The sequence below is a fragment of the Dactylosporangium sp. NPDC005572 genome, from assembly GCF_040605515.1.
In the GTDB taxonomy this organism is placed as follows: domain Bacteria; phylum Actinomycetota; class Actinomycetes; order Mycobacteriales; family Micromonosporaceae; genus Dactylosporangium.
The window spans coordinates 1-25548 of the sequence record NZ_JBEXCY010000105.1; the positions used below are offsets into that span (position 1 = coordinate 1).

Sequence of the window (25548 nt, forward strand, 5' to 3'; positions counted from 1 at the left end):
ATCCTCACCGACGAACCTTGACAACCCACTCACCGGCCTAACTGAACGGCGTTGCCGCTAGCCCTCGGTGCTGGCCCTCTTTGCTGGTCAGGCTCTTTGCTAGAAGACGTGGCCGTCGAAGGCCTCCTGGGCGCGGGTCACGCGGTACGTGGCCCAGTGCATCCGGACCACGCGGCCCTCCTCGTCGCGGGTCAGGCGCAGCAGCTCGCCGGCCTCCCGCCCGGACACCGTCCGCAGCACGTCGGGCTCCCCCTCGACCGGCGCGAACCGGGCCGGCGGGCGGGCCGCCGGGTGGTCGACGCCGCGGGCCTGCAGGCCGCCGTCGCGCCAGCTGAAGGCGTACTCGAAGCCCTCGCTCCACCAGCGGCCGAGCACCGAGCGGTACTGCGGCGGCGCCGGCTCGCCGGGCACCCACGGCGCGATGTCGGCCGGGTCCTCCGCGACGACGGCGGCGAGCAGCTCGTGCGGCAGCTCGAGGATCTCGCCCGCGGTCCCCGACGAGCCCAGGGCGGCGACGGCGAGGGCGCCCGGGGTACCGCTGCCGCCGACGCGACCGTAGGCCCCGGCCAGGAAGCCCGGCATGGCACCGTCGTGACCGACGTGCACGATGCGCTCGGGTCCGGCCTGCGGGTGGACGATCAGCCCGAGCCCGAAGCCCCGCGCCCAGAGCACGTCCTCGGTGACCGCCTGCGGCGCGCGCATCTCCTCCACGGTCGGCGCGGCCAGGATGGCGCCGTTGGGGTCCATCTCCCGCGGGTCGGCCAGGAACGCCGCCCAGCGGGCCAGGTCGGCCGCGGTGCTCCACAGCTGCGCCGCCGGCCCGACCGCGCCGAAGTCGTCGGGGCGCTCGGGGTGCGCGTAGTCGGACCAGGCGTCGACCATGTACCCGGTCGCCGGCCGCGCGGGGACCGGCGCGGTGTCGTGCAGGCCGAGCGGCTCCAGGATCCGGTCCCGCAGCACCTCCTCCCAGGTGCCGCCGCGCAGCCGCCCGACGAGGTGGCCGAGCAGCGCGATGGCGAGGTTGGAGTAGTGGAACCGCAGGCCCGGCCGGAGCACCTGCTCGGCCCGGTCGAGCTGGGCCAGCAGCCCCTCGACGTCGGGGGCGGCCATGGTGTCCCACACGTCGCCGAACGGCTCCCGCTGCAGGCCCGACAGGTGCGAGAGCATCCGGCCGATCGCCAGCTCGCCGTGCGCCTTGACCGGCAGGTGGCGGGCGATCTGGTCGTCGAGGTCGAGCAGCCCGTCGTCGCGGCACTGCATGACGAGCACCGCCGTGAACGTCTTGGTGACCGACCCGATGCGCAGCTGCGTACCGGCGTCTGCCCCGACCTGGAATGTCCACAGTGGACGATCGGCACGGTGGACCGCGACGCTGAGCGCCGGCACGCGGGCCTCCGCCTGCACTCGCCGGACGATGCGCTCGTACCGCTGCGCCGGCCTCATGCCGAGACCATCGGGCCCAGCGGCCTGCCGCCGAGGACGTGCGCGTGGACGTGGAAGACTTCCTGGCCGCTGTGCGCGCCGACGTTGAAGATCACCCGGTACCCGTCCTCCTTGAGCCCCTCCCCCGCGGCGACCGCGGCGCAGGCGGCGAGCAGCGTCCCGGCGAGGGCCGGGTCGGCGGCGGCGAGCTCGGCGACGTCGGCGTGGTGCGCCTTGGGGATCACCAGCACGTGGACGGGCGCCTTGGGCCCGATGTCACGGAACGCGAGCGTCTCGTCGGTCTCGTGCACCACGGTCGCCGGGATCTCCCCCGCGACGATGCGGCAGAACAGGCAGTCATTCGTCACCTAGGCATACTAGGCCGCATGTCTGCACGCAGAGTCCTGGTCACGGGCGCCTCCCGTGGCATCGGCGCCGCGATCGCCCACGCCTTCGCCGCGAACGGCGACCGCGTCGCCCTCCACCACCGCAACTCCCCCGGCCTCGACGTCACCGCCCTGCCGGGCGAGGGCCACGCGATCGTGTCGGGCGACCTGGGCGACCCGGCGTCGGTGCGCACGTTCGTCGACGCGGCCGCCGCGGCGCTCGGCGGCCTGGACGTGGTCGTGAACAACGCGGCCACGGCGGTGGAGCACCCGATCCTGGAGCAGGGCTACGACGAGTGGCAGGCGGCCTGGCAGGAGACGCTCGCCGTCAACCTGGTCGGCCCGGCCAACGTCTGCTTCTGCGCGGCCCGCCACCTGGGCCCCGGCGGGCGGATCGTCAACGTGTCGTCGCGCGGCGCGTTCCGCGGCGAGCCCCGCTACCCCGCCTACGGTGCGGCGAAGGCCGGGCTCAACTCGATGACCCAGTCCCTCGCGCTGGCCCTCGGGCCGAGCGGCATCGCCGTCAACGCTGTCGCCCCGGGCTTCGTCGCCACCGACATGGGCCAGGCGATCATGGACCAGGGCGACGGCGACGCTATCCGTGCGCAGAGCCCGTTCAACCGGGTCGCGCGCCCCGACGAGGTCGCTGCGGCGGTGCTGTTCCTGGCGTCGTCGGAGTGGGCCTCGGGCTCGGTGCTGGACCTGAACGGCGCCAGCTACTTCCGCTGACGTCGACGCGGCTGCCTTATCAACGTACCCGCCGCCGCCAAATCGCCGCACCACGCGACTACCCCGCGTGACCGGCGCAGCCTACCAGCGGCCGAGCCGCACCGAGAGGGCCGCGATCGCGGCCGCGCCGGCGCTCGAGGTGCGCAGCACCTCCCGCCCCAGCCGCACGGGGCGGGCGCCGGCCGCGCTCAGCGTGTCCAGCTCCTCCGGGGCGATGCCGCCCTCGGGGCCGACGACCAGCGTGATGTCCGTCGAGGAGGGCAGTTCGACGGCCGACAGCGGTACCGCCGCCTCCTCGTGCAGCACGAGGACCGCGCCCTCCAGCCGCAGCTGCCGAACGGGCTCGGTGACCTCGGGCAGCCAGGGCCGGCGGGACTGCTTGGCCGCCTCCCGCACCGTGGACCGCCACCGCTCCAGGGGCTTGGCGTCCTTCCACCGCGCGATGGAGCGGGCCGCCTGCCACGGCACGATCCGGTCGACGCCGAGCTCGGTCATGAGCTGGACCGCCAGCTCGCCCCGCTCCCCCTTGGCGATCCCCTGCACGACGGTGATCGCGGGAGCAGGGGCGGGCACCTGTTCGACGCCCTCGACGTCGAGCTCGAGCACGCCCTTGCGGGCGGCGGTGACGACCGCCGTCGCGATCCCGCCCCGGCCGTCGCCGAGCAGGAGGCGCTCACCCGCGGTGATCCGCTGCACGTCAGCGGCGTGGTGCCCCTCGGGCCCGTCGAGGCGGAACGCCCCCGGGGCCGCCGGCAGCGAGCCGACCAGGAACAGCGGCAGGCTCACGCGTGGCCGTTGAAGGCGTCCCGCATACGGGAGAAGAAGCCGCCCTGCTTCGACAGCTCGGCCACCTCCTCGCCGCGGGAGCGGGCGAACTCGCGCAGCAGGCGCTCCTGCTCCGGCTCCAGCCGGGTCGGGGTGCGCACGTCGAGGTGGACGTAGAGGTCGCCGCGGCCGGTGCCGCGCAGGTGGGGGACGCCCTTGCCGCGGATGCGCAGCGTGGACGTCGGCTGGGTGCCCGCCTTGACGTCGACCGTCTCCTCGCCGTCGAGGGTCTTGATGGTCAGGCGGGTGCCGAGGGCGGCCGCCGTCATCGGGACCGTCACGCGGCAGTGCAGGTCGTCGTCCTTGCGCGAGTACACGTCGTGCGGGCGCTCGTGGATCTCGACGTAGAGGTCGCCGGGCGGGCCGCCGCCGGGGCCGACCTCGCCCTGCTGGGCGAGGCGGATGCGCATGCCGTCCTCGACGCCGGACGGGATCTTGACGGTCAGCGTGCGGCGGGTGCGGACCCGGCCGTCGCCGCCGCAGGTGGCGCAGGGGTGCGGGATGACCGTGCCGAAGCCCTGGCAGGCCGAGCACGGGCGGGCCGACACGACCTGGCCGAGGAAGGTGCGCTGGACCGACTGGACCTCGCCGCGGCCGCCGCAGATCTCGCAGGTCTGCGGGTGGGTGCCGGGCGCGGTGCCGGCGCCGGAGCAGGTGTTGCAGACGACGGCGGTGTCGACCGTGATCGGCGCCTCGACGCCGAACGCCGTCTCGTGCAGGTCGAGGTCGAGGCGCAGGATCGCGTCGGCGCCGGGCCGGACGCGCGGGCGCGGCCCGCGGCTCGACGTGGTGCCGAAGAAGGCGTCCATGATGTCCTGGAAGCCGACGAACGCGCCGCCGGCCGGGCCGCCACCGCCGCCGCTGGGCGCCAGCGGGTCGCCGCCCAGGTCGACCATCTCCCGCTTGCGGGGGTCGGACAGGACCTCGTAGGCGGCGTTGATCTCTTTGAACTTCTCCTGCGCGGCCGGGTCGGGATTGACGTCCGGGTGGAACTCGCGGGCCAACCGCCGGTAGGCCCGCTTGATCTCATCGGCCGTGGAGTCCCGCTTGACGCCGAGAATCCCGTAATAGTCCTTCGCCACTGAGTCCTATGCCCCTGACTCGTCCATGAGATTGTTCAACTTCCTTCAGGCGACGCCCGACACGGCCGCCGCGCTCGGTCACCCGGTTAACTTTGCGCCAGCATGTCGCCCACGTAGCGTGCCACGGCGCGCACGGTGGCGATGTTGCCGGGGTAATCCATCCGGGTCGGGCCGAGCACGCCCATCCCGCCGACGACGATCGACCCCGGGCCGTAGCCGGTGGCGACGATCGACGTGCCGCGCAGATCCTCGATCTCGTTCTCGTCGCCGATGCGCACCCGAGTCATGCTGGGCTCCACCTCGCCGAAGAGCTTGAGCAGGATGACCTCTTCCTCGAGCGCCTCGAGGATCGGGCGGAGCGAGCCCTGGAAGTCGAGCAGCCCGCCGCGGGCGAGGTTGGCGGTGCCGGCGAGCGCGATGCGCTCCTCGGTGCGCTCCACCAGCGTCTCCAGCAGGACCGTCGACAGGGCGGCCATCGGCGGGCGCAGGGCCGGCCCGGACTCCTCGACGAGGGCCTGGACCAGCGGCGGGGTGTCGACCAGCCGCTTGCCGACGAGCTTCTCGTTGATCCTCCGGCGCAGCTCGGTGACGTCGTCGGCGAGGATCGGGCCGGGCAGGTCGACGAGGCGCTGCTCGACCCGGCCGGTCTCGGCGATCATCACGACCATGAGCCGGGTGGTGGAGATCGGCACGAGCTCGAAGTGCCGGACGCTGGCCCGGGACAGGCTCGGATACTGCACGACGGCGACCTGCCGGGTGAGCTGCGCGAGCAGGCGGACGGTGCGGTGGACGACGTCGTCGAGGTCGACCGCGCCGATCAGGAACCGCTCGATGGCCCGGCGCTCGGCCTGGCTGAGCGGCTTGATCCGGGACAGCTTGTCGACGAACAGCCGATAGCCGGCGTCGGTCGGGACCCGGCCGGCGCTCGTGTGCGGCTGCCGGATGTATCCCTCGTCCTCCAGCACCGCCATGTCGTTGCGCACCGTCGCCGGCGACACGCGCAGGTTGTGCCGCTCGACCAGCGCCTTGCTGCCGACCGGCTCCTGGGTGGCGACGTAGTCCTCGACGATGGCGCGCAGCACTTCCAGCTTCCGCTCGTCAAGGGCCATGGCACCTCCTCGAAGACTGGCACTCCCGCGTAGTGAGTGCCAGTCTACGTCGCCGGGGCGACCAAGGCGATGATCCGTTTTGAGCGCAATCTGGCAGTCCGGCCCTGGTCTGCGCAAAGTTTGTCGAAAAGAAGTCATGCCGTGTCGCTGGCGCCGCTTGATCGGTGCCCCTACCGTGACCCCCATGAGTGAACCACCTCGCCCCCCGGGGGAGTACGGCTCGCCGTCGGACCCCAATTACCCCCCGCCCACCTCGGGCGGTGGTTACGTGCCCCCCACGTCCGGCGCGGGCTACCAGCCGGGTTACGACCAGCAGCAGTACCAGCAGCCCGGTGCCTACGGCTACCAGCAGCCGGGTGCCTACGGCACCCCGGGCGCGCCGGTCGGCTACGCGAACAGTGACGAGAAGACCTGGGCGCTCATCGCCCACTTCGGCGGCATCATCCTCGGCTTCATCGCGCCGCTGATCGCGCTGCTGGCCAAGGGCAACGAGTCCCCCACGGTGAAGGCGCACGCCAACGAGGCGCTGAACTTCCACATCACGTGGGGCATCGCGATGATCATCGCTGTCGTCCTGTCGGTCTGCTCGTTCGGCATCCTGTTCTTCGTGCCGTTCCTGGTCTGGATCTTCATCATCATCTTCGCCATCATCGGCGGCATGAAGGCCAACGGCGGCGAGCTGTACCGCTACCCGGCGACCTTCCGCTTCATCAAGTAAGTCACGCACGTCCGCTTCGGCGCGCGCCCCGCTCACGTGAGGGCGCGCGCCACCAGATCGGCCAGCAGCCGCCCGCGCAGCGTCAGCACCGCCCGGCCGGCCTCGAACGCGCCGGCCTCCAGTTGCCCGTCGGCCAGGCAGTCGCGGGCCGCGGCGAGCGCACCCGGCGGGAGCATCGCCAGCGGCAGCCCCTCGGCGAGCCGGATTCGCAGCAGCACGTCCTCCATGTGCTGTTCTTCCCTCGTCAGTACCTCACGGGCCTGCCCGGGCGACGCCCCGTCCGCGAGCCGCGCCGCGTAGGCGTGCGGGTGTTTGACGTTCCACCAGCGCACCCCGCGCACGTGGCTGTGTGCGCCCGGACCGAGCCCCCACCAGTCGCCGCCGCGCCAGTAGAGCTCGTTGTGCCGGCAGGGTGCCTCGCGGGACCAGTTCGACACCTCGTACCAGCCCAGCCCGGCGGCGGTCAGGGCCTCCTCCGCCTGCAGGTAGCGGTCGGCGGCGACGTCGTCGTCCGGGTAGGGCAGCTCGCCGCGGCGCATGCGGGCGGCCATGCGGGTGCCGTCCTCGACGATGAGCGCGTAGGCGCTGACGTGGTCGACCCCGGCGTCGACGACCGTGCGCAGCGAAGCGGCGAAGTCCTCGGCGCGTTCTCCCGGGGTACCGTAGATGAGATCAAGATTGACGTGGGTGAATCCAGCGTCGCGCGCCTCCTCGGCCGCCCGCGCCGGCCGGCCCGGGGTGTGCCGCCGGTCCAGCACCGCCAGCACGTGCGGCGCCGCGGACTGCATGCCGAGCGAGATCCGGTTGAACCCGGCCGCGCGCAGCTCGCGCAGCGCCGCCGGATCGACCGACTCGGGGTTGGCCTCGGTCGTGACCTCGGCGTCCGCGGCGAGGCCCCACGTGCGGTCGATGCCGGCGAGGATGCGGCCCAGCTCGGCCGGGGGCAGCAGGGTCGGCGTGCCGCCGCCGAAGAACACGGTGTCGACCCGGGGCGGGCGGACCACCTTCGCGGCGAGGGCCAGCTCGTCGAGGACCTGCTCGACGTAGCCGGTGCTGACCACGCCCTCACTCGCCGTGTAGGTGTTGAAGTCGCAGTAGCCGCAGCGGGTGGCGCAGAAGGGCACGTGGACGTAGACGCCGAAGCCCTCCGCGCCGGCGGTGTCGGCGACCCCGTCGGGGAGGGAACCGTCGAGTGGGATCGGCTCGCCTTCTGGCAGTGCTCCGGGCATTTCACTAGTGTGCCCGCATGTCTCTCGTGCGGTCACAAACCGAGCGGGGCGTGGCGACGCTCACCCTCGACAGCCCGTCCAACCGCAACGCGCTGTCGACGGCGCTGATCGAGGAGCTGCTCGCCGCCCTGGCCGCCGCCGAGGCCGACGACACGGTCCGGGTCGTCGTGCTGACGCACACCGGCCCGGTGTTCTGCTCCGGCGCCGACCTCAAGGAGACCGCCGAGGCCTTCGGGAAGGGCAAGCCGCCGATCAACCGGGTCGGCGAGGTCCTCGCGGCCATCTGGGAGAGCGGCAAGCCGGTCGTCGCGCGGGTCGCCGGCCCGGCGCGGGCCGGTGGGCTGGGCCTGATCGCCGCCGCCGACCTCGCCGTGTGCACGGTCGACGCGACGTTCGCCTTCTCCGAGGTCCGCATCGGCGTGATCCCCGCCGTGATCTCCGCCACAGTGCTGCCGCGGCTGTCACCGCGCGCGGCCGCCGAGCTGTTCCTCACCGGGGACACGTTCGGCGGCGCCCGGGCGGCCGAGGTGGGCCTGGTGACCGCCGCGGTCGACGCCGGCTCGCTGGACGCGACGGTCGACGCCTACGTCGCCGCGCTCGTCCGCGGGGCCCCGGGCGCCCTGGCGGGGACCAAGCGACTGCTGCGGCGCCGGAAAGCCGACACGTTCCGTGACGACGTGGCCGAGCTGACCGAGCTCTCTGTCGGATATTTCGGGTCGGCGGAAGGGTTCGAAGGGATCGTCGCCTACCGGGAGAAAAGGGCACCAAACTGGATCCCGGACGGCGCGTAAGCGTCCGGTGAGGTGGCGGTTGGCACGTACGCTGGTCGAGTTCTCGGGCGGGAGGTGACAATGCGTGTTCGACAGACGGTCGCGGTGACTGCGGCCGTGGCCATTGCCGTGACCATCGGCGCGTATGTCGTCCTGCACCGGATCAGCGACCAGCTGCCGCTGCGCATCCCCACCGGGAAGGCCTGCGTGGTGGGCGCGGGCACCGGGTCGTCCTCGTCGCCCACGACCGAGGTCGACCTCGACGCCGAGCAGCTCGCCAACGCCGCCACCATCACGGCCGTGGGGCTGACCCGCAAGATCCCGCAGCGCGGGCTGGTCGTCGCCCTCGCCACCGCCTGGCAGGAGTCGAAGCTGGAGAACCTCTCCGGCGGCGACCGCGACTCGATCGGCCTGTTCCAGCAGCGGCCGAGCCAGGGCTGGGGCACGCCGGCACAGATCGCCGACCCGCGGTACGCGGCGGGCAAGTTCTACGCCGCCCTGGTCAAGATCAAGGGCTGGGAGAAGATGCGGGTCACCGACGCGGCGCAGGCGGTGCAGCGCAGCGCCCACCCCGAGGCCTACGAGAAGTGGGCCGACGAGTCGGAGATCATGGCCCGCGCCCTCAGCGGCGAGGTCACCGCCTCCGTCGCCTGCACGGTCACCGAGGACGAGAGCCGCGGGCCGGCCGCCGTCCAGGCCCTCGGGGCCAGTCTCAAAGCCGACTGGGGTGACATCGGTACCGCTGACGTCGCGAACCTCGTCGGGGTGGCCCTGAAGGTGCGCGAGTCGAAGACCGGCTGGCAGTACGCCCACTGGCTGGTCGCCCAGGCCCAGGAGCACGGCGTCAAGCGCGTCGTATTCAACGACATGCAGTGGACGGCCGACAGCGGCGCCTGGAAGCACGTCACCGAGCGTGGTGGTATCAATGCCGGACCGGCGGGCGAGCGGGTCGTCGCCGAGGTGTACTGAGGTACCCTGACGTTCCGCGCGACCAGCAGGTTGTCGCCCATTCGGACAATGTCAGGTGGCCAACTCCCGAGTCGGACACTCATGCACCTCGCGTTACGATCGGTCGTTCCCTGGTTGACGAAAGTAAGGGGAGGACATGACGTCCGCTGCACCCGACTACGGCGGTCTCACCGGTTATGAGCCGATCAGCGAGGCCGACCGCAAGGAGTTCCTGGATCAGGGCTTCCTGCTGGTCCGCAACGTCCTGAAGGAGGACCACCGCGCGCAGCTCGAGGCCGCGATGGACCGGGTCTACGCCGAGGAACAGGCGGCCGGCTCCAGCTCCATGAAGAAGGACGGCACGCTGCACCTGCTGGGCTTCCTGACGCGTGACGACCTGTTCGGGCACCTGCTGACCCAGCCGACGCTCTTCCCGTACATGTGGGGCCTCGCCGGCTGGAACATCTACACCCACCACAACCACCTGGACGTCACGCCGCCGACGTCCGAGGAGGAGCCGCCGTCCTGGGGCTGGCACCAGGACGGGTACCGCCAGAACTCCGACCCGGAGACGATGGACCCCAATCTCCCGCGGCCGATGTTCTCGCTGAAGATCGCCTACGTCATCTCGGACCTGTCGGAGCAGGGCCGCGGCGCCACGAAGGTGATCCCGGGCAGCCACCTGTGGAACTCGCTGCCGCGCCCGGCCGACACCACGGTCCACAACCCGGACCCGGAGGGCACGGTCGAGATCACGGCGAACCCGGGCGACTGCTTCATCTTCGACCGCCGCCTGTGGCACTCCCGCTCGCCCAACTACTCGGACATCACCCGCAAGATGCTGTTCATCGGGTACACGTACCGATGGATCCGCAACCTTGACGACATGCCGATCGACCCGGGCAGCGAGTGGTGGGCCAACCGCACGCCGGTCCAGCGCCAGCTGTGCGGCGAGGCGACCCACACGGCCAACTACTGGGGCATCAACTGGAACGGGTACATCGACGAGGAGATCCCGCTCCGCAAGGAGCTCAAGACCCGCGGGCTCCTCGACCGCTCGGTCCCGTGGCTCCGCTAGCCTGACGCACCGACCCGGACGCCCGGTACCTGCCGTTACCCCGGCGGGTGGCCGGGCGTCCGCGTTGCTGTCTCCGGATATGTCCGGCACTTCGTGCCTGACATATCCGACATTTCGGTTATGTCACAGTGAGCAGAAGACGTATCCGCACGGGCGGGGCCATGATCGATGGAGGAATCCGGCTGTCCTGGCAGCCAGAACTCGCCATCGATCATGAGACGGGGTGTGAGTGGTCGCTGATTGGGCCGGCCAACGCCACGACCTGGTGCCAGGCCGCGCCGGCCATGCCCGGCGTTCGCCGCCCAAACGCCGATCTTGAGCGTGGGGTGCGCCTCGATCGGACCCGAGACCGGGCGGCGCCGCCCCGAACGCCGATCTTGAGCGCGGGGGTGCACCCCGAGCGGACCCGGGGCCGGAGCGGCCGACCCACCGCCATGATCATGGGAAGAATCTGGCTGCCATGACGACCAGATGTTTCCCTTGATCATGGGATAGCGGACCGGGCGGGCGGCGCAAACTGGGATCGCCAGCCGGACGGGTGCCGCAAACAGTGCGAACGGGCCGGAGGGGCGCCGCAAAACTGGGAGCGCGGGCCGGAGGGGCTCCGCAGACGAGGCGAACGGGCCGGAGGCGCGGCGCAAACTGTGCGAACAGGCTGGACCGGCATAGCCCGGCGGGTGGCGTGGGAAAGTGGGAAATAGGGGGCGGCGGGGTGTCGAGAAGCGTCCCGGAGGGGACGGCGTGAGGCCCTCGCCTCCCGGGGAAGAGGCGAGGGCCTTGCGCTGTGACGCGTCGTTACGGCAGCGTGCGGCGGCCGCGGCCGGCCACGCCGACCACCAGGGCCACGCCCACGGCGGCCAGGATGACCTGGACGAGCAGCTCGCCCCAGTCGACGCCCGGCGTGTTGGTCGAAATGCCGATCGCGTTCGCGATCACCGTGCCCAGCAGGGCGGCGACGACGCCGATGACCATCGTGAGCCAGATCGGGATGCTCTGGCGGCCGGGGACGACCAGCCTGCCGAGCGCGCCGACGATCAGACCGACGATCAGCGCCGTGATGATTCCGGTGACGGTCACGGTGTCCTCCTAAGAACCTCAACCAGGGGGGTTGTGCTTTGCGGTTGAGCCTCTTTTGCCCACGGAATCAGGGCACCAAACGAAGCGTGACCCGACGCAACGCGGCATCCATGGTCGGAAACGCCATTTCCGGCGGATCGGCCAATGGGAACCATTCGAACTCGCTGGCCTCGGAGGGGTCGAGCCGCAGTTCCCCGGAGACCACGCTCGCCAGCCAGAAGCAGTCCAGGACCGGCAGGGACTCCCCCTGGAACTCGTACGTCCCGATGTACATGCCGACGAACTCACCCAGCTCGATCGCCAGGCCGAGCTCCTCGCGCGCCTCCCGGACGGCGGCGTCGGCGGGGTGCTCGAAGGCGTCGCAGAAGCCGCCGGGCAGGTCCCACCAGCCCGCCCGCGGGTCGCGGACCCGGCGGATCGCCAGGAACCGGCCGCGCTCGACGATGATCGCGGTGCCGGTCGGGCGGGGGTTGACGTAGGTGGCGTACGCGCAGGCACCGCACACCGTCGGCGGCGCCTGGGCGAGCCGGGCGCCGCACCGCGGGCAGTGCATCACTTCTTCGACTTGTTGTCCGTGGCGGCCGTGTCGGAGGTCGACAGCGCGGCGATGAAGGCCTCCTGCGGCACCTCGACGCGCCCGACCATCTTCATGCGCTTCTTGCCTTCCTTCTGCTTCTCCAGCAGCTTGCGCTTCCGGCTGATGTCACCGCCGTAGCACTTCGCGAGCACGTCCTTGCGGATGGCCCGGATCGTCTCGCGGGCGATGATGCGGCTGCCGATGGCGGCCTGGATCGGCACCTCGAACTGCTGCCGGGGAATCAGCTTCTGCAGCTTCGAGGCGATGGTGACGCCGTAGTTGTACGCCTTGTCCTTGTGCACGATCGAGCTGAACGCGTCGACGGCCTCGCCGTGCAGCAGGATGTCCACCTTGACCAGGTCGGCCTGCTGCTCGCCGCTCGGCTCGTAGTCGAGGCTCGCGTAGCCCTTGGTGCGGCTCTTCAGCTGGTCGAAGAAGTCGTAGATGATCTCGCCGAGGGGCAGCGTGTACCGCAGCTCGACCCGGTCGGCGGAGAGGTAGTCCATGCCGAGCAGGCTGCCGCGGCGGCCCTGGCAGAGCTCCATGACCGCGCCGACGTAGTCGTTGGGGGTCAGCACCGTCGCCCGGACCGTCGGCTCGTAGATCTGGCCGGCCTTGCCGTCGGGGAACTCGCTGGGGTTGGTGACGGCGTGCTCCGTGCCGTCGTCCATGATCACGCGGTACACCACGTTGGGGGCCGTCGAGATCAGGTCGAGGTTGAACTCCCGCTCCAGGCGCTCCTGGATGATCTCCAGGTGCAGCAGGCCGAGGAAGCCGCAGCGGAACCCGAAGCCGAGCGCCGCGCTCGTCTCCGGCTCGTAGACCAGGGCCGCGTCGTTGAGCTTGAGCTTGTCGAGCGCGTCGCGCAGCAGCGGGTAGTCGGAGCCGTCGATCGGGTACAGCCCGGAGTACACCATCGGCTTGGGGTCCTTGTAGCCCCCGAGCGGCTCGGCGGCCGGCTTCGCGTTGATCGTCACCGTGTCACCGACGCGGGACTGCCGGACGTCCTTCACGCCGGTGATGAGATACCCCACCTCGCCGGCGCCCAGCGCCGCGCCCTTGATCGGCTCGGGCGAGATGACGCCGATCTCCAGCAGCTCGTGCACGGCGCCGGTGGACATCATCCGGATCCGGTCGCGCGCCCCGATCCGCCCGTCGACGACCCGGACGTACGTCACGACGCCCCGGTAGACGTCGTAGACCGAGTCGAAGATCATGGCCCGGGCGGCGCCGTCGGACTCACCCTTCGGCGCGGGGAACTGCCGCACGATCTCGTCGAGCAGGTGCGCCACCCCGACGCCGGTCTTGCCGCTGACCCGCAGGCAGTCGTCAGGCTCGCACCCGATGAGGTGCGCGAGCTCCTCGGCGTACTTCTCCGGCTGGGCGGCCGGCAGGTCGATCTTGTTCAGCACCGGGATGATGTGCATGTCGTTCTCGAGCGCGAGATACAGGTTGGCGAGGGTCTGCGCCTCGATCCCCTGGGCCGCGTCGACGAGCAGCACCGCCCCCTCGCACGCGGCCAGGCTGCGGGAGACCTCGTAGGTGAAGTCGACGTGGCCGGGCGTGTCGATCATGTTGAGCACGAACGACTCGCCGGACAGGTCGCCCTCCCGCACGGCCCACGGCATGCGGACCGCCTGGCTCTTGATCGTGATGCCGCGCTCCCGCTCGATGTCCATGCGGTCGAGGTACTGCGCGCGCATCTGCCGCGAATCCACCACCTCGGTGAGCTGCAGCATCCGGTCGGCCAGCGTCGACTTCCCGTGGTCGATGTGGGCGATGATGCAGAAGTTGCGAATGCGGTCCGGGGCGGTCGCACCGGGCCGGTTCGCGCCGGGGTCGATGGTCGGTGGCACAGGCGTCCGTTCTCCATGCGGGTGGGGATCTCCTACATCGTCCCACGCCGCCGGCAATACCCCTGAGCCCCCGCCACCCTCTACCCGCGGCCAGTGTTCGCATTTACACGACAAATCCGTATAAATGCGGACACTATGACGGTGAACGGACGGGCAGCGAACCACGTCGGCGGTGGGGGGTGCAGCTGCACGTGCAGCTGCTTCCGCAGCCTGCGTCGGCGGTCCTACAGGAGGCCACCCTCGTCGTGGAGCCAGTCCACGAAGCCCAGGGCGACCGTCGAGGCACAGTCGACGATCTCGGCGATGAGCGCGTCGTGGACGCCGGAGAGCAGCGGCACCTGCATCTCGGCGTAGATCGGCAGCTGACCGCGGTCGGTGGGGTCACCCACGTACGCCTTGTAGAAGCGGCGCGTGTGGTTCCACTCGTTCACCACCCGGTAGGACCGGTCGGCCCAGTCCGGCGGCACGGTCGCGTGCGGCCGGGCCCGGATCACCAGGATCTCGTCCGAGGGGCCTTCCAGCGCGAACAGCACCGCGTGACGCTCCCAGAGCGCGAGCAGGCTTCCGTCGCCGTCGGTCAGGTACCGGATCTCCAGCTTCTCGAGGGCCTCCGCCACCCGCAGCAGCGTGACCGGCGCGACCCCGTGGGAACCGTCGCACGGCTTGTCGGTCACCGGGGTTGCGTCCTCCCGGGCGAGCTGCGCGACGGTGCTGTCCGTCGGTTCGGCCCGCCATGGCCATCTTGGCATCTCCCGCGCTCCCTGCTCCCCCGTGCGCCTCCACCCGCATGTGCGGTCCGTCGCCAGGTGAATTCGCTCGGCGGTGGACCCGAAAGAGGACGGTACCCGTTCGGCCGAGTTTCAGCAGCCCCCAATTTCACCCTCGCACCACCCGTTCGGGTGAGGGTCTTACAGCCGTCTATCCGATGAGGAGTGATCCGGCGGCACGATGCCAGGCAGAGCCATATGCGCAGGCCAGGGCCGTCCACGGGCCCGAAATCCGGACATCGACGAAGTCTCCGGGGCCCTCGCCGACGAACCCCATCCGCACGACGGCCTGGACGAGGCGCTGGGAGACGGCTATATGCGACCCGTCGTCCGTCGTGACCATGATCGGCACGTGGTCGAGGAGCGCGTCGCGGAGCATCCGGGATCCGACCGCCCGGCCGCCGACCCCCTCGGCGGCGGCGGTCCGCAGGGTCTCCGCGGCGGCGGCGCCGACCCGGCGCACGTCGGCCGCCGGGATCCGCTCGACGACCGCGCCGGGCGCCGATGGGATCGACCATCGCCAATCACTGTCCCGCGATGCGGGAAGCTCGCCGTCGAGGGTCGCCGCCAGCTCGGACCCCAGCACGGTCCGGTCGAGCGGGACCGCGCCGCGCACGCCGCGGCACACCAGTACACCCCATGGAAGGCGGGACCACAGGGCCACCGCGCCCTCCCCCGCGGGCCGCAACCGGACCAGGGCGCCGGGGTCCAGCCGCACCAGCCGGGCGAGGAACGCCCCGGCGTCCGAGCGGCTGGAACCGGCTAGCCAAGCCATGGTGAGAGGAACTCGCGCTCGACGTCCTTGACCCGCCGCGGCCGCCCGGCCTCCAGGTCGAAGGGCACGCACACGGTCCGGGCGCGGGACGCGAGCTCGTCGCCGTCGAACAGCTCGTAGGCGACCGTCAACCGGCTCGCCTTGATCTCCTCGAGCCACAGCTCGATGCGGACCGGGTCGCCGTAGTCGATCGGCCGGAGGTAGTCGATCTCATGACGTGAGATGACGATGCCGTCCTCGAACGTCGCCAGCCCGGCCGCCTGGGCGGCGGTGAACATCAGGGCAACGCGCGCCTCCTCGTAGAGCGTGAGGACGCGCGCGTTGTTGACGTGCCCGTACGCGTCCAGGTCGGACCAGCGTAGGGCGCAGTGATGGACGAACCTGGCCACGGATCAGTCGCGGGTCAGCTTGCGGTAGGTGACGCTGTGCGGGCGCGCCGCATCCGGGCCGAGCCGGTCGACCTTGTTCTTCTCGTACGCCTCGAAGTTGCCCTCGAACCAGAACCACTTGGCCGGGTTCCCGTCGTCGCCCTCCCAGGCCAGGATGTGCGTGGCCACCCGGTCGAGGAACATCCGGTCGTGGGAGATGACCACGGCGCAGCCGGGGAACTCCAGCAGCGCGTTCTCCAGCGAGGAGAGCGTCTCGACGTCGAGGTCGTTGGTCGGCTCGTCGAGCAGGATCACGTTGCCGCCGATCTTCAGCGTCAGCGCGAGGTTGAGCCGGTTGCGCTCGCCGCCGGAGAGCACCTTGGTCGGCTTCTGCTGGTCGGGGCCCTTGAAGCCGAACGCGGCGACGTAGGCCCGCGACGGCATCTCGACCTTGCCGACCATCAGGTGGTCGAGGCCGTCGGAGACGACCTCCCAGACCGTCTTGTCGCCGTCGAGGCCGGAGCGGTTCTGGTCGACGTAGGACAGCTGGACCGTGTCACCGACCCGCACCGTGCCGGCGTCGGGCTTCTCCAGCCCGACGATGGTCTTGAACAGCGTGGTCTTGCCGACGCCATTGGGGCCGATGATGCCGACGATGCCGTTGCGCGGCAGCGTGAACGACAGGTTGTCGATCAGCACGCCCCGCTCGTCGAAGCCCTTGACCAGGCTGCCGGCCTCGATGACCACGTTGCCCAGGCGCGGGCCCGGCGGGATCTGGATCTCCTCGAAGTCGAGCTTGCGGGTCTTCTCGGCCTCGTTGGCCATCTCCTCGTAGCGGCCGAGGCGGGCCTTCGACTTGGTCTGGCGGGCCTTGGCGTTGGAGCGGACCCACTCCAGCTCCTCGCTGAGCCGCCGCTGCAGCTTGGCGTCCTTGCGGCCCTGCACGGCGAGGCGCTGGGCCTTCTTCTCCAGGTAGGTGGAGTAGTTGCCCTGGTAGCCGTGGACCTGGCCGCGGTCGACCTCGGCGATCCACTCGGCGACGTGGTCGAGGAAGTAGCGGTCGTGGGTGACGGCCAGGACGGCGCCCGCGTACTTCTGGAGGTGCTGCTCCAGCCACTGCACACTCTCGGCGTCGAGGTGGTTGGTGGGCTCGTCGAGCAGCAGCAGGTCGGGCGCCTCCAGCAGCAGCTTGCACAGCGCGACACGGCGCCGCTCACCACCGGAGAGCTGGGAGACGTCGGCGTCCGGCGGCGGGCAGCGCAGCGCGTCCATCGCCAGGGCGAGCTTGGAGTCGATGTCCCACGCGTCGGCGTGGTCGAGCTCCTCCTGCAGCCGGCCCATCTCCTCCATGAGCTCGTCGCTGTACTCGGTCGCCATCAGCTCGGCGACCTCGTTGAAGCGGTTGAGCTTCGTCTTGGTCTCGGCGACAGCCTCCTCGATGTTGCCGAGGACGGTCTTGGTCTCGTTGAGCGGCGGCTCCTGCTGCAGCATGCCGACGGTGTAGCCGGGCATGAGCCGGGCCTCGCCGTTGCTGGGCCTGTCGAGCCCGGCCATGATCTTGAGCAGGCTGGACTTGCCGGCACCGTTCGGGCCGACCACGCCGATCTTCGCGCCGGGCAGGAACGACAGCGTGACGTTGTCGAGCACGACCTTGTCGCCGTGCGCCTTGCGCGCCTTCTCGAGCACGTAGATGTACTGCGCCACGGTGCGCCCCTACCTCCGGTTACGAACACGGGTGTTCAAGACAGATGTCAGCACAATCTTTCCAGGCCCGCCGCGCGACGCCCAATCCGGCCCTACGGGGCCGACTGCACGACCTTGGCGGTGTAGTTCTGATCGCCGGTGACGCGCAGCTCCGAGCGGCTGACCCGATAGGTCGTGCGGTCGTTGACGGCGGTGTAGCCCTCACCGGCCTGGGTCACGCTGGACAGCAGCAGGCCGTTGTCGCCCTCGACCGGGATCTCGTCGGGGTAGAAGCCCTTCCGCCGGTCGTGGCCCTGATACCAGAGGCCGAGGCCGCTGCTCTCGCGACAGATCCACACCTCACTGTTCCGGTCGGTGCGGATGTACAGCACAAGCACCAGCGGGAGCTTCGTATTCCCCTTCCGGGCCTGCGCCGCCGTGCCGATGAAGTCCGGGCAGGGCTCGGCGGCCGCCGTGACGGAAGCCCCCGCAGAGGTCCGCGCAGGCGCCGTGGGAGACTTTCCGTCACCGGAAGGTGACTCACGAGCGTCAATGTCGCGCTTGCCGAGGATGTAGCCCAGCAACGCACCGAGGACGGTGAGGATGAGCAGCGACAGCAGGACGACGGCCGTACGGCTCGTCTCCCGCTCCACTTCAGGACCGTAGCGCGACATGCACAGCAGGATCGCACCTGTGAGCCAGCCCGCTGCATGCTGCCGGGTGGCGATGGGGATCAGTAGGCTGAAAGTACGAGGGTGGATCACCCAGGGGGAGGACAACACACGTGGCTGGAAACAGTGCATTCGTGGTGGTCGCCAACCGGCTGCCGGTCGACAAGGTGGTCGGTCCGGACGGTGACGTGAGCTTTCGCAGGAGCCCCGGTGGACTGGTGACCGCACTCGAGCCCGTGCTCCAGCAGTACAACGGCACCTGGGTCGGCTGGCCGGGCGGCGTCGGCGAGCCCGAGCTGCCGGAGGAGACGATCGAGACCGGGGGCGTGCGGCTGGCGCCCGTCTCGCTCAGCGCGGCCGAGATCGAGCGGTACTACGAAGGATTCTCCAACTCCAGCCTGTGGCCGCTCTACCACGACGCCGTCGAGACGCCCATCTTCAAGCGCCGGTGGTGGGAGACCTACCGCCTGGTCAACGAGCGCTTCGCCAAGGCCGTGGCCGACCACGCCGGCCCCGGCGCGACCGTCTGGGTGCAGGACTACCAGCTGCAACTCGTGCCTGCCCTGCTCCGCGAGACGAGGCCCGATCTGCGGATCGGGTTTTTTCTGCACATCCCGTTCCCGCCGGTCGAGCTGTTCATGCAACTACCCCGCCGGGCCGAAGTTCTCAAGGGCCTGCTCGGTGCCGATCTGGTTGGTTTCCAGCGGCCACTCGGCGCGCAGAACTTCGTCCAACTGTCCCGACATCTGCTCGGCACCCGCGTGCGGCGCGGCATCGTCGAGTGGGAGGGCCGCACGGTGCGCGCCGAGGCGTTCCCGATCTCAATCGACGTGGCCGAGATGGAGCGGCTCGCCGCCTCGCCGGAAGTGCAGGCCAGAGCCAAGGCCATCCGCACCGAACTGGGCGATCCGCGCACCCTCATCCTCGGCGTCGACCGGCTCGACTACACCAAAGGCATCGAGCGAAGGCTCAAGGCATTCAGGGAACTGCTGTCGGAAGGACGACTCACGGCGCCCGAGACGGTGATGGTACAAGTGGCTACGCCGAGTCGGGAGCGGGTGGAGCACTACCAGACTCTCCGGGTGAATGTTGAACGCGAGGTCGGGCGCATCAATGGCGAGTACGGACGAGTTGGCCAACCGGCGGTGCACTACCTCCATCAGTCGTACAGTCGGGCTGAGTTGGCCGCGTTGTACGTAGCGGCCGACGTCATGATGGTGACTCCGTTGAGGGACGGCATGAATCTGGTGGCCAAGGAGTACGTCGGTGCCCGCGCCGACGACCGCGGCGCCCTCGTGCTGTCCGAGTTCGCCGGCGCGGCAGCCGAACTGCGCCAGGCGTTCCTGTGCAACCCGCACGACCTCGACGGAGTGAAAGACGCACTCATGCGCGCGATCCACGTCGACCCGGTCGAGGGGCGCAAGCGGATGCATGCTATGCATTCCCACCTGCGCTCGCACGACGTCCGCGCCTGGGCGGACGCCTTCCTCGACGCGCTCGGCGAGGCCTCATGACGCAATCGCCGCTCCACCGCCGTTCCCACCTCCGATGTACCAACGACCTCCATCGCTCCCACGAACAGGCCGGACATGAACCAACATTCGGCGACAGGCAACGTCCTCTCGCTCGACCCGGACCTCCGCGCGGCGGTGCTGCGCGTCGCACGCGTGCCCAACCTCTTGGTGGCGTGTGACTACGACGGCACCCTCGCACCGATCGTCGCCGACCCAACCAAGGCGACCCCCACTGCCGAATCCGTAGCCGCCGTCCGTGCGCTGTCGTCGTTGCCGCAGACGACAGTGGGCGTGATCAGCGGACGCGCCCTGCGTGACCTCGCCGCCCTGTCGCGCCTCCCCGCCGAGGTGCGACTGGTCGGCAGCCACGGCTCCGAGTTCGACGTCGGCTTCGTCGACGAACTGCCGCTCGAGCGCCAGCAGCGCCGCGCCGAGCTGCAGAGCGCCCTCGCCGCCATCTGCAAGGACCAGCCCGGTGTGCGGCTCGAGGGCAAGCCCGCGAGCATCGCCGTGCACACCCGGGCCGCCCCGCGGGACGTGGCCCAGCGGGTCTTCGACGCCGTGCGCAGCGGCGCCGCCCTCTGGCCCGACATCGAGGTGACCACCGGCAAGGAGGTCATCGAGCTGTCGGTGGTGCCGACCGACAAGGGCCTGGCCGTCGACGCCCTGCGGATGCAGGTCTCGGCGAGCGCGATCGTCTACCTGGGTGACGACGCGACCGACGAGAAGGCGTTCGCCCACCTGCACGGTCCCGACCTGGGCATCAAGGTCGGCGCCGGCGACGAGACGCAGGCCCGGTTCAGCGTCCCCGACGCCGAGGCGGCGGTGGCGATCCTGGAGCTGCTGCTGCACACCCGGCGGCGCTGGCTCTTCGGCGAGCAGGCGGTGCCGATCGAGCGGCACTCGATGCTCTCCAACACCCACACGGTCGCGCTGCTGACGCCGGCCGCGCGGGTCACCTGGCTGTGCCACCCGAAGCCGGACTCCGGCGCGGTCTTCGCCGACCTGCTCGGCGACACGGCGGCCGGGCACTTCACCGTCCAGCCGGAGCGCGGCGGGATCCCGCTCGGGCAGCGGTACCGGCCGGGGACCATGACGGTCGAGACCCGGTGGTCCGGGCTGACCGTCACGGACTGGCTCGACCACCACCCCACCGGCAACTCGCTGATCCGCGTGCTGTCCGGCAGCTCCCGGGCGCGGCTCGACTTCGTTCCGCGGCCCGACTTCGGCCAGGTGCACATCCGCCTGCAGCCGATCGGCGACGACGGCCTGCTGGTGCTCGGCTCGAACGAGCCGATGGTGCTCTACTCGCCCGGCATCGAGTGGGACATCACCTCCGACGGCCACAGCGACCTGGCCCGCGCCACGGTCGACCTCAACGCGATCGGCGGGTCGGCGATGCTCGAGCTGCGGCTCGGCACCGACTCGATCGAGCCGCCCCGGGTCGCCGTCCACGAGCGGCAGATCGCCGCCGAGGCCGCGTGGCGCGACTGGTCCGAGTCGCTCAAGCTGCCGTCGGTGGCCCGCGACCTGGTCAAGCGCAGCGCGCTGACCCTGCGCGGGCTGTGGCACAAGCCGACCGGAGCGATCCTGGCCGCGGCGACGTCGTCGCTGCCGGAGGAGATCGGCGGCTCGCGCAACTGGGACTACCGGTACTGCTGGCTGCGTGACGCCTCGCTGACCGCGAAGGCGCTCGTCGACCTCGGCTCCACCGAGGAGGCGGAGTCGCTGGTGCGCTGGACGCTGCGGGTCTCCGACAACACCGACGGGCACCCCGAGCGGCTGCACCCGCTGTACAACCTGGACGGCACCGAGCTCGGCCCGGAGGCCGTGATCGAGGCGCTGCCCGGCTACGCCGGCTCCCGCCCGGTGCGGGTCGGCAACGCCGCCAACGGCCAGGTCCAGCTCGACGTGTTCGGCCCGGTCGCCGACCTGATCTGCACGCTGGCCGACGTCCGCCCGCCCGAGGAGGGCGACTTCGCGCTCATGAACGCGATGGTCGAGGCGGTCGAGCGGCGCTGGCACGAGCCCGACCACGGCATCTGGGAGGCCCGCCGGCGGCCCCGCCACTACGTGTACTCCAAGGTCATGTGCTGGATGACCGTCGACCGCGGCATCCAGCTGTTCGAGCGCCAGGGCCGCCCGGTGCCGGACGTGTGGCGCTCGCTGCGGGCGACCATCGCGGAGAACGTGCTGGACAAGGGCTGGAACGAGAAGATCGGCGCCTACACCGTGGCCTACGGCTACGAGGAGATGGACGCGTCGGTGCTCTGGATCGGCCTCTCCGGGCTGCTCCAGGACGACGACCCGCGGTTCCTCTCCACGGTGCTGGCGGTCGAGGCCGACCTCCGCGAGGGCCCGACGGTCTACCGGTACCGCTGGGACGACGGCCTGCCGGGCGTCGAGGGCGGGTTCCACCTGTGCACGACGTGGATGATCGAGGCGTACCTGCGCACCGGCCGCCGCGCCGACGCGGAGGAGCTCTTCGCCCAGTTCATCGAGTGCGCCGGCCCGACCGGTCTGCTCCCCGAGGAGTACGACCCGCTCACCGAGCGGGCCCTGGGCAACCACCCCCAGGCCTACTCGCACCTGGGCCTGATCCGCTGCGCGCTGGAGCTCGACCGCTCGTAGCGTTCGCCGGGGGCGCCACCCGCACGGGCCGGCGCCCCCACCGCTATCGCGCGCTGGAAACGGCGGCGGCTAGAGCAACGCGTCCACCACCGGGCCTACCACCACCACGGCCGGCGGGCGCATCGCCGCCTCCTTCACCGCGTCGGCGACCGTCGACAGCGTGGCCCGCACGACCCGCTGGTCCCGCGTGGTGCCCTCCTGGATCACGGCGACGGGCGTGTCGGGGGCCCGGCCGTGCTCCTGCAGCACCGCCGCGATCGACGGCAGGTTCTTCAGCCCCATCAGCACGCACAGGGTGCCCCGCAGCCGGGCCAGGGCCGGCCAGTCGACGAGCGAGTCCGCGTGGCCGGGCGCCAGGTGCCCGGAGACGACCGTGAACTCGTGGGCGAGGCCGCGATGAGTGACCGGGATGCCGGCCGCCCCGGGCACCGCGATCGAACTGGAGATGCCCGGCACGACCGTCACCGGCACGCCGGCCGCGGTACACGCCTGGATCTCCTCACCACCCCGGCCGAACACGAACGGGTCGCCGCCCTTGAGCCGGACGACGAACTTCCCGGCCAGCGCCCGGTCCACCAGCACCCGGTTGATCTCCTCCTGGGCCGCGGACGGGCCGTAGGGGATCTTCGAGGCGTCGAACACCTCCACCTCGGGCCGCAGCTCGTCGAGCAGCAGGCCGGCGGCGAGCCGGTCGATCACGACGACGTCGGCGGCGGCCAGCAGGCGGCGGCCGCGGACGGTCAGCAGCTCCGGGTCGCCCGGGCCGGAGCCGACGAGGGCCACCCGGCCGGGCGCCGCGTCGGGCGGGCGGACCCCGCCGAAGCCGCCGGCGAGTTCCTCGGCGATCGCGTCGCGGACGGCGACCGCCCGGACCGGGTCGCCGCCGGCCAGCACGGCCACCGTGAGCGCGCCGTGCCGGGTCACCGCCGGCGTCCAGGCCGTGGCGGCGTGCCGGTCGTCGGCGCGCACGCAGAAGACCCGCCGCTGCGCCGCGGCCCGGCTGACCTCCGCCGCGGCGGCGGGGTCGTTCACCGCCACGTGCACCAGCCAGGCGTCGTCGACGTCGCCGGCCTCGAACCGGCGGGCCAGCCAGGTCAGCCGGCCGGCGTCGACGTGCGCCTGGAGGGCGGGGGTCACGTGCGGCGAGACGAGCACGACGTCCGCGCCAGCGTCGAGCAGGGCGGGCACGCGGCGGGTGGCGACGACACCGCCGCCGACCACCAGCACGCGCAGCCCGTCCAGTTGCAGACCGAGGGGGTATGGGGTCACTTGTGGGCTACTCCAGCGGAATCGAAAGTGGCTACCTCGTGCAACACGCGGACAGCACTGGCCACGATCGGCAGCGCCAGGACGGCGCCGGTGCCCTCGCCGAGGCGCAGGCCCAGATCGACGAGCGGTTCGAGCTCAAGATAGCTCAGCGCGGCGCCGGCGCCCGGCTCGGCCGACCGGTGCCCGGCGACCATGGCCGACACGCTGGCCGGGGCCATCGCGTGCGCCGCGACCGCGGCGGACGCGGCGATGACGCCGTCGAGGATGACCGGGACCCGCCGCGCGGCGCCCCGCAGGATGTACCCGGTGAGCGCGGCGTGCTCCAGGCCGCCGACCGCCGCCAGGATGTCGACCGGGTCCTCGGCGTGCAGCCCGACGACGGCCGACGTGACGACCGCCACCTTCCGGGCGTGGGTCTCGCTGTCGATGCCGGTGCCGAGCCCGGTGACCGCGGCCGGGTCGGCGTGCGTGAACGCCGCAATGAGGGCCGCCGACGGGGTGGTGTTGGCGATGCCCATGTCGCCGGTGAGCAGGGCGCGCGCGCCGCCGTTCACCAGGTCGTCGGCGACCTCCATGCCGGTCACGAGGGCCCGCAGCACCTCGTCGCGGGTCATGGCCGGCTCGACGCTGAGGTTGCGGGTGCCCGGGCGGATCTTGCGGTCGAGCAGCCCGGCCGACGGCTCCAGGGTGGCCTTGACCCCCACGTCGACGACGGTCACGTCGACCCCGGCCTGGCGGGCGAACGCGTTGACGACCGCTCCCCCGGCCACGAAGTTGGCCACCATCTGCGCGGTGACCTCCTGCGGCCAGGGCGTGACCCCCTGCTCGTGCACGCCGTGGTCGCCGGCGAAGATCGCCAGCGCGGCCGGCTGCGGGATCGGCGGCGGGCAGGCGCCGGCCAGCCCGGCCAGCCGCACGGCCAGGGTCTCCAGCGAGCCGAGCGAACCGGCCGGCTTGGTCAGGCGGGCCTGGAGCGCCCGCGCGGCGGCGATCGCCTCGTCGTCGAGCGGCCCGATCGCCGCGAGTGTCTCGTTGAGCATGATCATCCTCCCAGGACGTTCGACAGCACCGCGACGAAGGCGTCACTCGTGGCAGTGTCCCGCACGGCAATACGTAACCAGTCCGGGCCCAGCCCCGGGAAGGTTTCGCCACGTCGCACCGCAAACCCGCGGGTTCGCAGCGCCTCGCGGACCCGGATGCCGTCCGGCACGCGGATGAGGACGAACGAGCTGGCCGGGCGGCCGGCGACCGGGACGCCGGCGACCCGCTCCAGCGCGCCGACGAGGTGGGCCCGGTCGGCGGCCAGCCGCACGGCGATGTCGTGCTCGGCGGCCACGGCCAGGTCCGAGGCGCAGGCGAGGGCGGCGGCGAGGGCCGGCGTCGACACGCTCCACAGTGGAGCGTGCTCGGCCAGGCGGGCGAGCAGGCCGGGCGGGCCGAGCACGTAGCCGATCCGCAGCCCGGCCAGGCCCCAGGTCTTGGTCAGGCTCCGGATCACCAGCAGGCCGGGCAGGTCGCGGCGGCGGCTGAGGGACTCCGGCTCGCCGGGCACGGTGTCGGCGAACGCCTCGTCGACGACGGTGATCCGGCCCTCCCGCGCGACGGCGGCCACCTCGCGCGCCGGGTGCAGCACCGACGTCGGGTTCGTCGGGTTGCCCAGGACCACCAGGTCGGCGTCCTGGGGTACCGCTGACAACGCGAAACCGTCGTCGGGGCGCAGGATCAGCCGGTCCACCGCGTGCCCGGCCGTGCGCAGCGCGCTCTCGGGCTCGGTGAACTGCGGATGCACCACCAGCGCCCGCTCCGGCCGGAAGGCCTGGGCCAGCAGCGTGAAGGCCTGCGCCGCCCCGGCCGTCAGCAGCACCTCGTCGGCCGGCCGGCCGTGCCGCCGGGCGATCGCGGCCGTGGCCTCGGCCGGGTCGGGGTACCGCGCGAGGTGCGCGAGCGAGGCGGCGATGGGCCCGGAGAGCCAGGGCGGCGCTGCCTCCTGCCGGACGTTGACCGCCAGGTCGACAAGGCCGGGCGCGACCTCGGCATCACCGTGGAACCGCAGCATCAGGCGAT

Annotated in this window: 24 protein-coding genes; 7 read left to right on the forward strand and 17 right to left on the reverse strand. The window is 71.5% G+C overall.

Features of this window, described 5'->3' with window-relative positions; all coding sequences use genetic code 11:
• Positions 1-99: 99 nt before the first annotated feature.
• Positions 100-1443, reverse strand: coding sequence for a serine hydrolase domain-containing protein (locus tag ABZS66_RS36630; RefSeq protein ID WP_354765923.1), 1344 nt, complete (start codon positions 1441-1443; stop codon positions 100-102).
• On the reverse strand, positions 1440-1790 hold the full coding sequence (locus ABZS66_RS36635; protein ID WP_354765925.1) for a histidine triad nucleotide-binding protein: 351 nt from the start codon (positions 1788-1790) through the stop codon (positions 1440-1442). The genes ABZS66_RS36630 and ABZS66_RS36635 overlap by 4 nt, the downstream gene beginning before the upstream one ends.
• Before the next feature lie 18 nt (positions 1791-1808).
• Here ABZS66_RS36635 and ABZS66_RS36640 point away from each other — a divergent pair, with 18 nt between their 5' ends.
• Positions 1809-2537 (forward strand): SDR family oxidoreductase, encoded by a 729-nt coding sequence (locus ABZS66_RS36640; RefSeq protein WP_354765927.1) that lies wholly within the window; start codon positions 1809-1811, stop codon positions 2535-2537.
• Positions 2538-2618: 81 nt separating this feature from the next.
• Here ABZS66_RS36640 and ABZS66_RS36645 read toward each other — a convergent pair whose 3' ends face one another.
• The 3 genes from ABZS66_RS36645 to hrcA all read right to left on the reverse strand — a co-directional run bounded on the left by ABZS66_RS36645 (position 2619) and on the right by hrcA (position 5553).
• Positions 2619-3323 (reverse strand): 16S rRNA (uracil(1498)-N(3))-methyltransferase, encoded by a 705-nt coding sequence (locus ABZS66_RS36645; protein WP_354765929.1) that lies wholly within the window; start codon positions 3321-3323, stop codon positions 2619-2621.
• The gene (dnaJ, locus tag ABZS66_RS36650) at positions 3320-4444 is read right to left on the reverse strand and encodes a molecular chaperone DnaJ (protein ID WP_354765931.1); all 1125 of its coding nucleotides are present in this window, start codon (positions 4442-4444) and stop codon (positions 3320-3322) included. The genes ABZS66_RS36645 and dnaJ overlap by 4 nt, the downstream gene beginning before the upstream one ends.
• 86 nt (positions 4445-4530) lie before the next feature.
• Positions 4531-5553 (reverse strand): heat-inducible transcriptional repressor HrcA, encoded by a 1023-nt coding sequence (gene hrcA / locus ABZS66_RS36655; RefSeq protein ID WP_354765933.1) that lies wholly within the window; start codon positions 5551-5553, stop codon positions 4531-4533.
• A 184-nt stretch (positions 5554-5737) separates the two neighbouring features.
• On the opposite strand from hrcA, the gene ABZS66_RS36660 reads away from it, so the two are divergent.
• On the forward strand, positions 5738-6271 hold the full coding sequence (locus ABZS66_RS36660) for a DUF4870 domain-containing protein (protein WP_354765935.1): 534 nt from the start codon (positions 5738-5740) through the stop codon (positions 6269-6271).
• A 32-nt stretch (positions 6272-6303) separates the two neighbouring features.
• Here the strand turns inward: ABZS66_RS36660 and hemW are convergent, their stop codons facing one another.
• Positions 6304-7500, reverse strand: a complete 1197-nt coding sequence (gene hemW, locus ABZS66_RS36665; RefSeq protein WP_354765937.1) for a radical SAM family heme chaperone HemW — start codon at positions 7498-7500, stop codon at positions 6304-6306.
• A 17-nt stretch (positions 7501-7517) separates the two neighbouring features.
• On the opposite strand from hemW, the gene ABZS66_RS36670 reads away from it, so the two are divergent.
• From ABZS66_RS36670 to ABZS66_RS36680, 3 genes are all read left to right on the forward strand, one after another.
• Positions 7518-8291: an enoyl-CoA hydratase-related protein gene (locus ABZS66_RS36670; protein ID WP_354765939.1), complete on the forward strand. Its 774-nt coding sequence runs from the start codon at positions 7518-7520 to the stop codon at positions 8289-8291.
• A gap of 60 nt (positions 8292-8351) precedes the next feature.
• Entirely contained in the window at positions 8352-9239 is an 888-nt protein-coding gene (locus ABZS66_RS36675) for a hypothetical protein (RefSeq protein ID WP_354765941.1), read from the forward strand.
• A gap of 136 nt (positions 9240-9375) precedes the next feature.
• Positions 9376-10296 carry a phytanoyl-CoA dioxygenase family protein gene (locus ABZS66_RS36680; RefSeq protein ID WP_354765943.1) on the forward strand — a complete coding sequence of 307 codons (921 nt, stop codon included), beginning with the start codon at positions 9376-9378 and terminating at the stop codon, positions 10294-10296.
• Between the two features lie 795 nt (positions 10297-11091).
• Here the strand turns inward: ABZS66_RS36680 and ABZS66_RS36685 are convergent.
• The 8 genes from ABZS66_RS36685 to ABZS66_RS36720 form a co-directional block, all read right to left on the reverse strand.
• Positions 11092-11373, reverse strand: a complete 282-nt coding sequence (locus ABZS66_RS36685; RefSeq protein WP_354765945.1) for a GlsB/YeaQ/YmgE family stress response membrane protein — start codon at positions 11371-11373, stop codon at positions 11092-11094.
• A gap of 67 nt (positions 11374-11440) precedes the next feature.
• Complete coding sequence (locus tag ABZS66_RS36690; protein WP_354765947.1) at positions 11441-11926, reverse strand: NUDIX domain-containing protein; 486 nt, start codon at positions 11924-11926, stop codon at positions 11441-11443.
• Complete coding sequence (lepA, locus tag ABZS66_RS36695; protein WP_354765949.1) at positions 11926-13806, reverse strand: translation elongation factor 4; 1881 nt, start codon at positions 13804-13806, stop codon at positions 11926-11928. Before lepA ends, ABZS66_RS36690 begins: the two co-directional genes overlap by 1 nt.
• Before the next feature lie 224 nt (positions 13807-14030).
• A complete protein-coding gene (locus ABZS66_RS36700) occupies positions 14031-14555 on the reverse strand; it encodes a YbjN domain-containing protein (RefSeq protein ID WP_354765951.1) in 525 nt (174 codons plus the stop codon).
• Positions 14556-14724: 169 nt separating this feature from the next.
• Positions 14725-15348: a hypothetical protein gene (locus ABZS66_RS36705; protein WP_354765953.1), complete on the reverse strand. Its 624-nt coding sequence runs from the start codon at positions 15346-15348 to the stop codon at positions 14725-14727.
• The gene (locus ABZS66_RS36710; RefSeq protein WP_354765955.1) at positions 15336-15737 is read right to left on the reverse strand and encodes a thioesterase family protein; all 402 of its coding nucleotides are present in this window, start codon (positions 15735-15737) and stop codon (positions 15336-15338) included. The genes ABZS66_RS36705 and ABZS66_RS36710 overlap by 13 nt, the downstream gene beginning before the upstream one ends.
• Positions 15738-15740: 3 nt before the next feature.
• Positions 15741-17420 (reverse strand): energy-dependent translational throttle protein EttA, encoded by a 1680-nt coding sequence (gene ettA / locus ABZS66_RS36715; protein WP_354765957.1) that lies wholly within the window; start codon positions 17418-17420, stop codon positions 15741-15743.
• A gap of 92 nt (positions 17421-17512) precedes the next feature.
• Positions 17513-18163 carry a hypothetical protein gene (locus ABZS66_RS36720; protein WP_354765959.1) on the reverse strand — a complete coding sequence of 217 codons (651 nt, stop codon included), beginning with the start codon at positions 18161-18163 and terminating at the stop codon, positions 17513-17515.
• 20 nt (positions 18164-18183) lie between these two features.
• Here ABZS66_RS36720 and ABZS66_RS36725 point away from each other — a divergent pair, with 20 nt between their 5' ends.
• Both ABZS66_RS36725 and otsB read left to right on the forward strand, forming a co-directional pair.
• Entirely contained in the window at positions 18184-19584 is a 1401-nt protein-coding gene (locus ABZS66_RS36725) for a trehalose-6-phosphate synthase (RefSeq protein WP_354765961.1), read from the forward strand.
• A 75-nt stretch (positions 19585-19659) separates the two neighbouring features.
• Entirely contained in the window at positions 19660-22215 is a 2556-nt protein-coding gene (gene otsB, locus ABZS66_RS36730) for a trehalose-phosphatase (RefSeq protein WP_354765963.1), read from the forward strand.
• Positions 22216-22284: 69 nt separating this feature from the next.
• Here otsB and cobA read toward each other — a convergent pair whose 3' ends face one another.
• Genes cobA through cobC form a run of 3 tightly spaced genes read right to left on the reverse strand, consistent with a single transcriptional unit; the run spans position 22285 to position 25540 of the window.
• Positions 22285-23484, reverse strand: a complete 1200-nt coding sequence (gene cobA, locus ABZS66_RS36735) for a uroporphyrinogen-III C-methyltransferase (protein ID WP_354765965.1) — start codon at positions 23482-23484, stop codon at positions 22285-22287.
• A complete protein-coding gene (gene cobT / locus ABZS66_RS36740; protein WP_354765967.1) occupies positions 23481-24524 on the reverse strand; it encodes a nicotinate-nucleotide--dimethylbenzimidazole phosphoribosyltransferase in 1044 nt (347 codons plus the stop codon). Before cobT ends, cobA begins: the two co-directional genes overlap by 4 nt.
• 2 nt (positions 24525-24526) lie before the next feature.
• The gene (gene cobC, locus ABZS66_RS36745) at positions 24527-25540 is read right to left on the reverse strand and encodes an Rv2231c family pyridoxal phosphate-dependent protein CobC (protein ID WP_354765969.1); all 1014 of its coding nucleotides are present in this window, start codon (positions 25538-25540) and stop codon (positions 24527-24529) included.
• Positions 25541-25548: the final 8 nt, after the last annotated feature.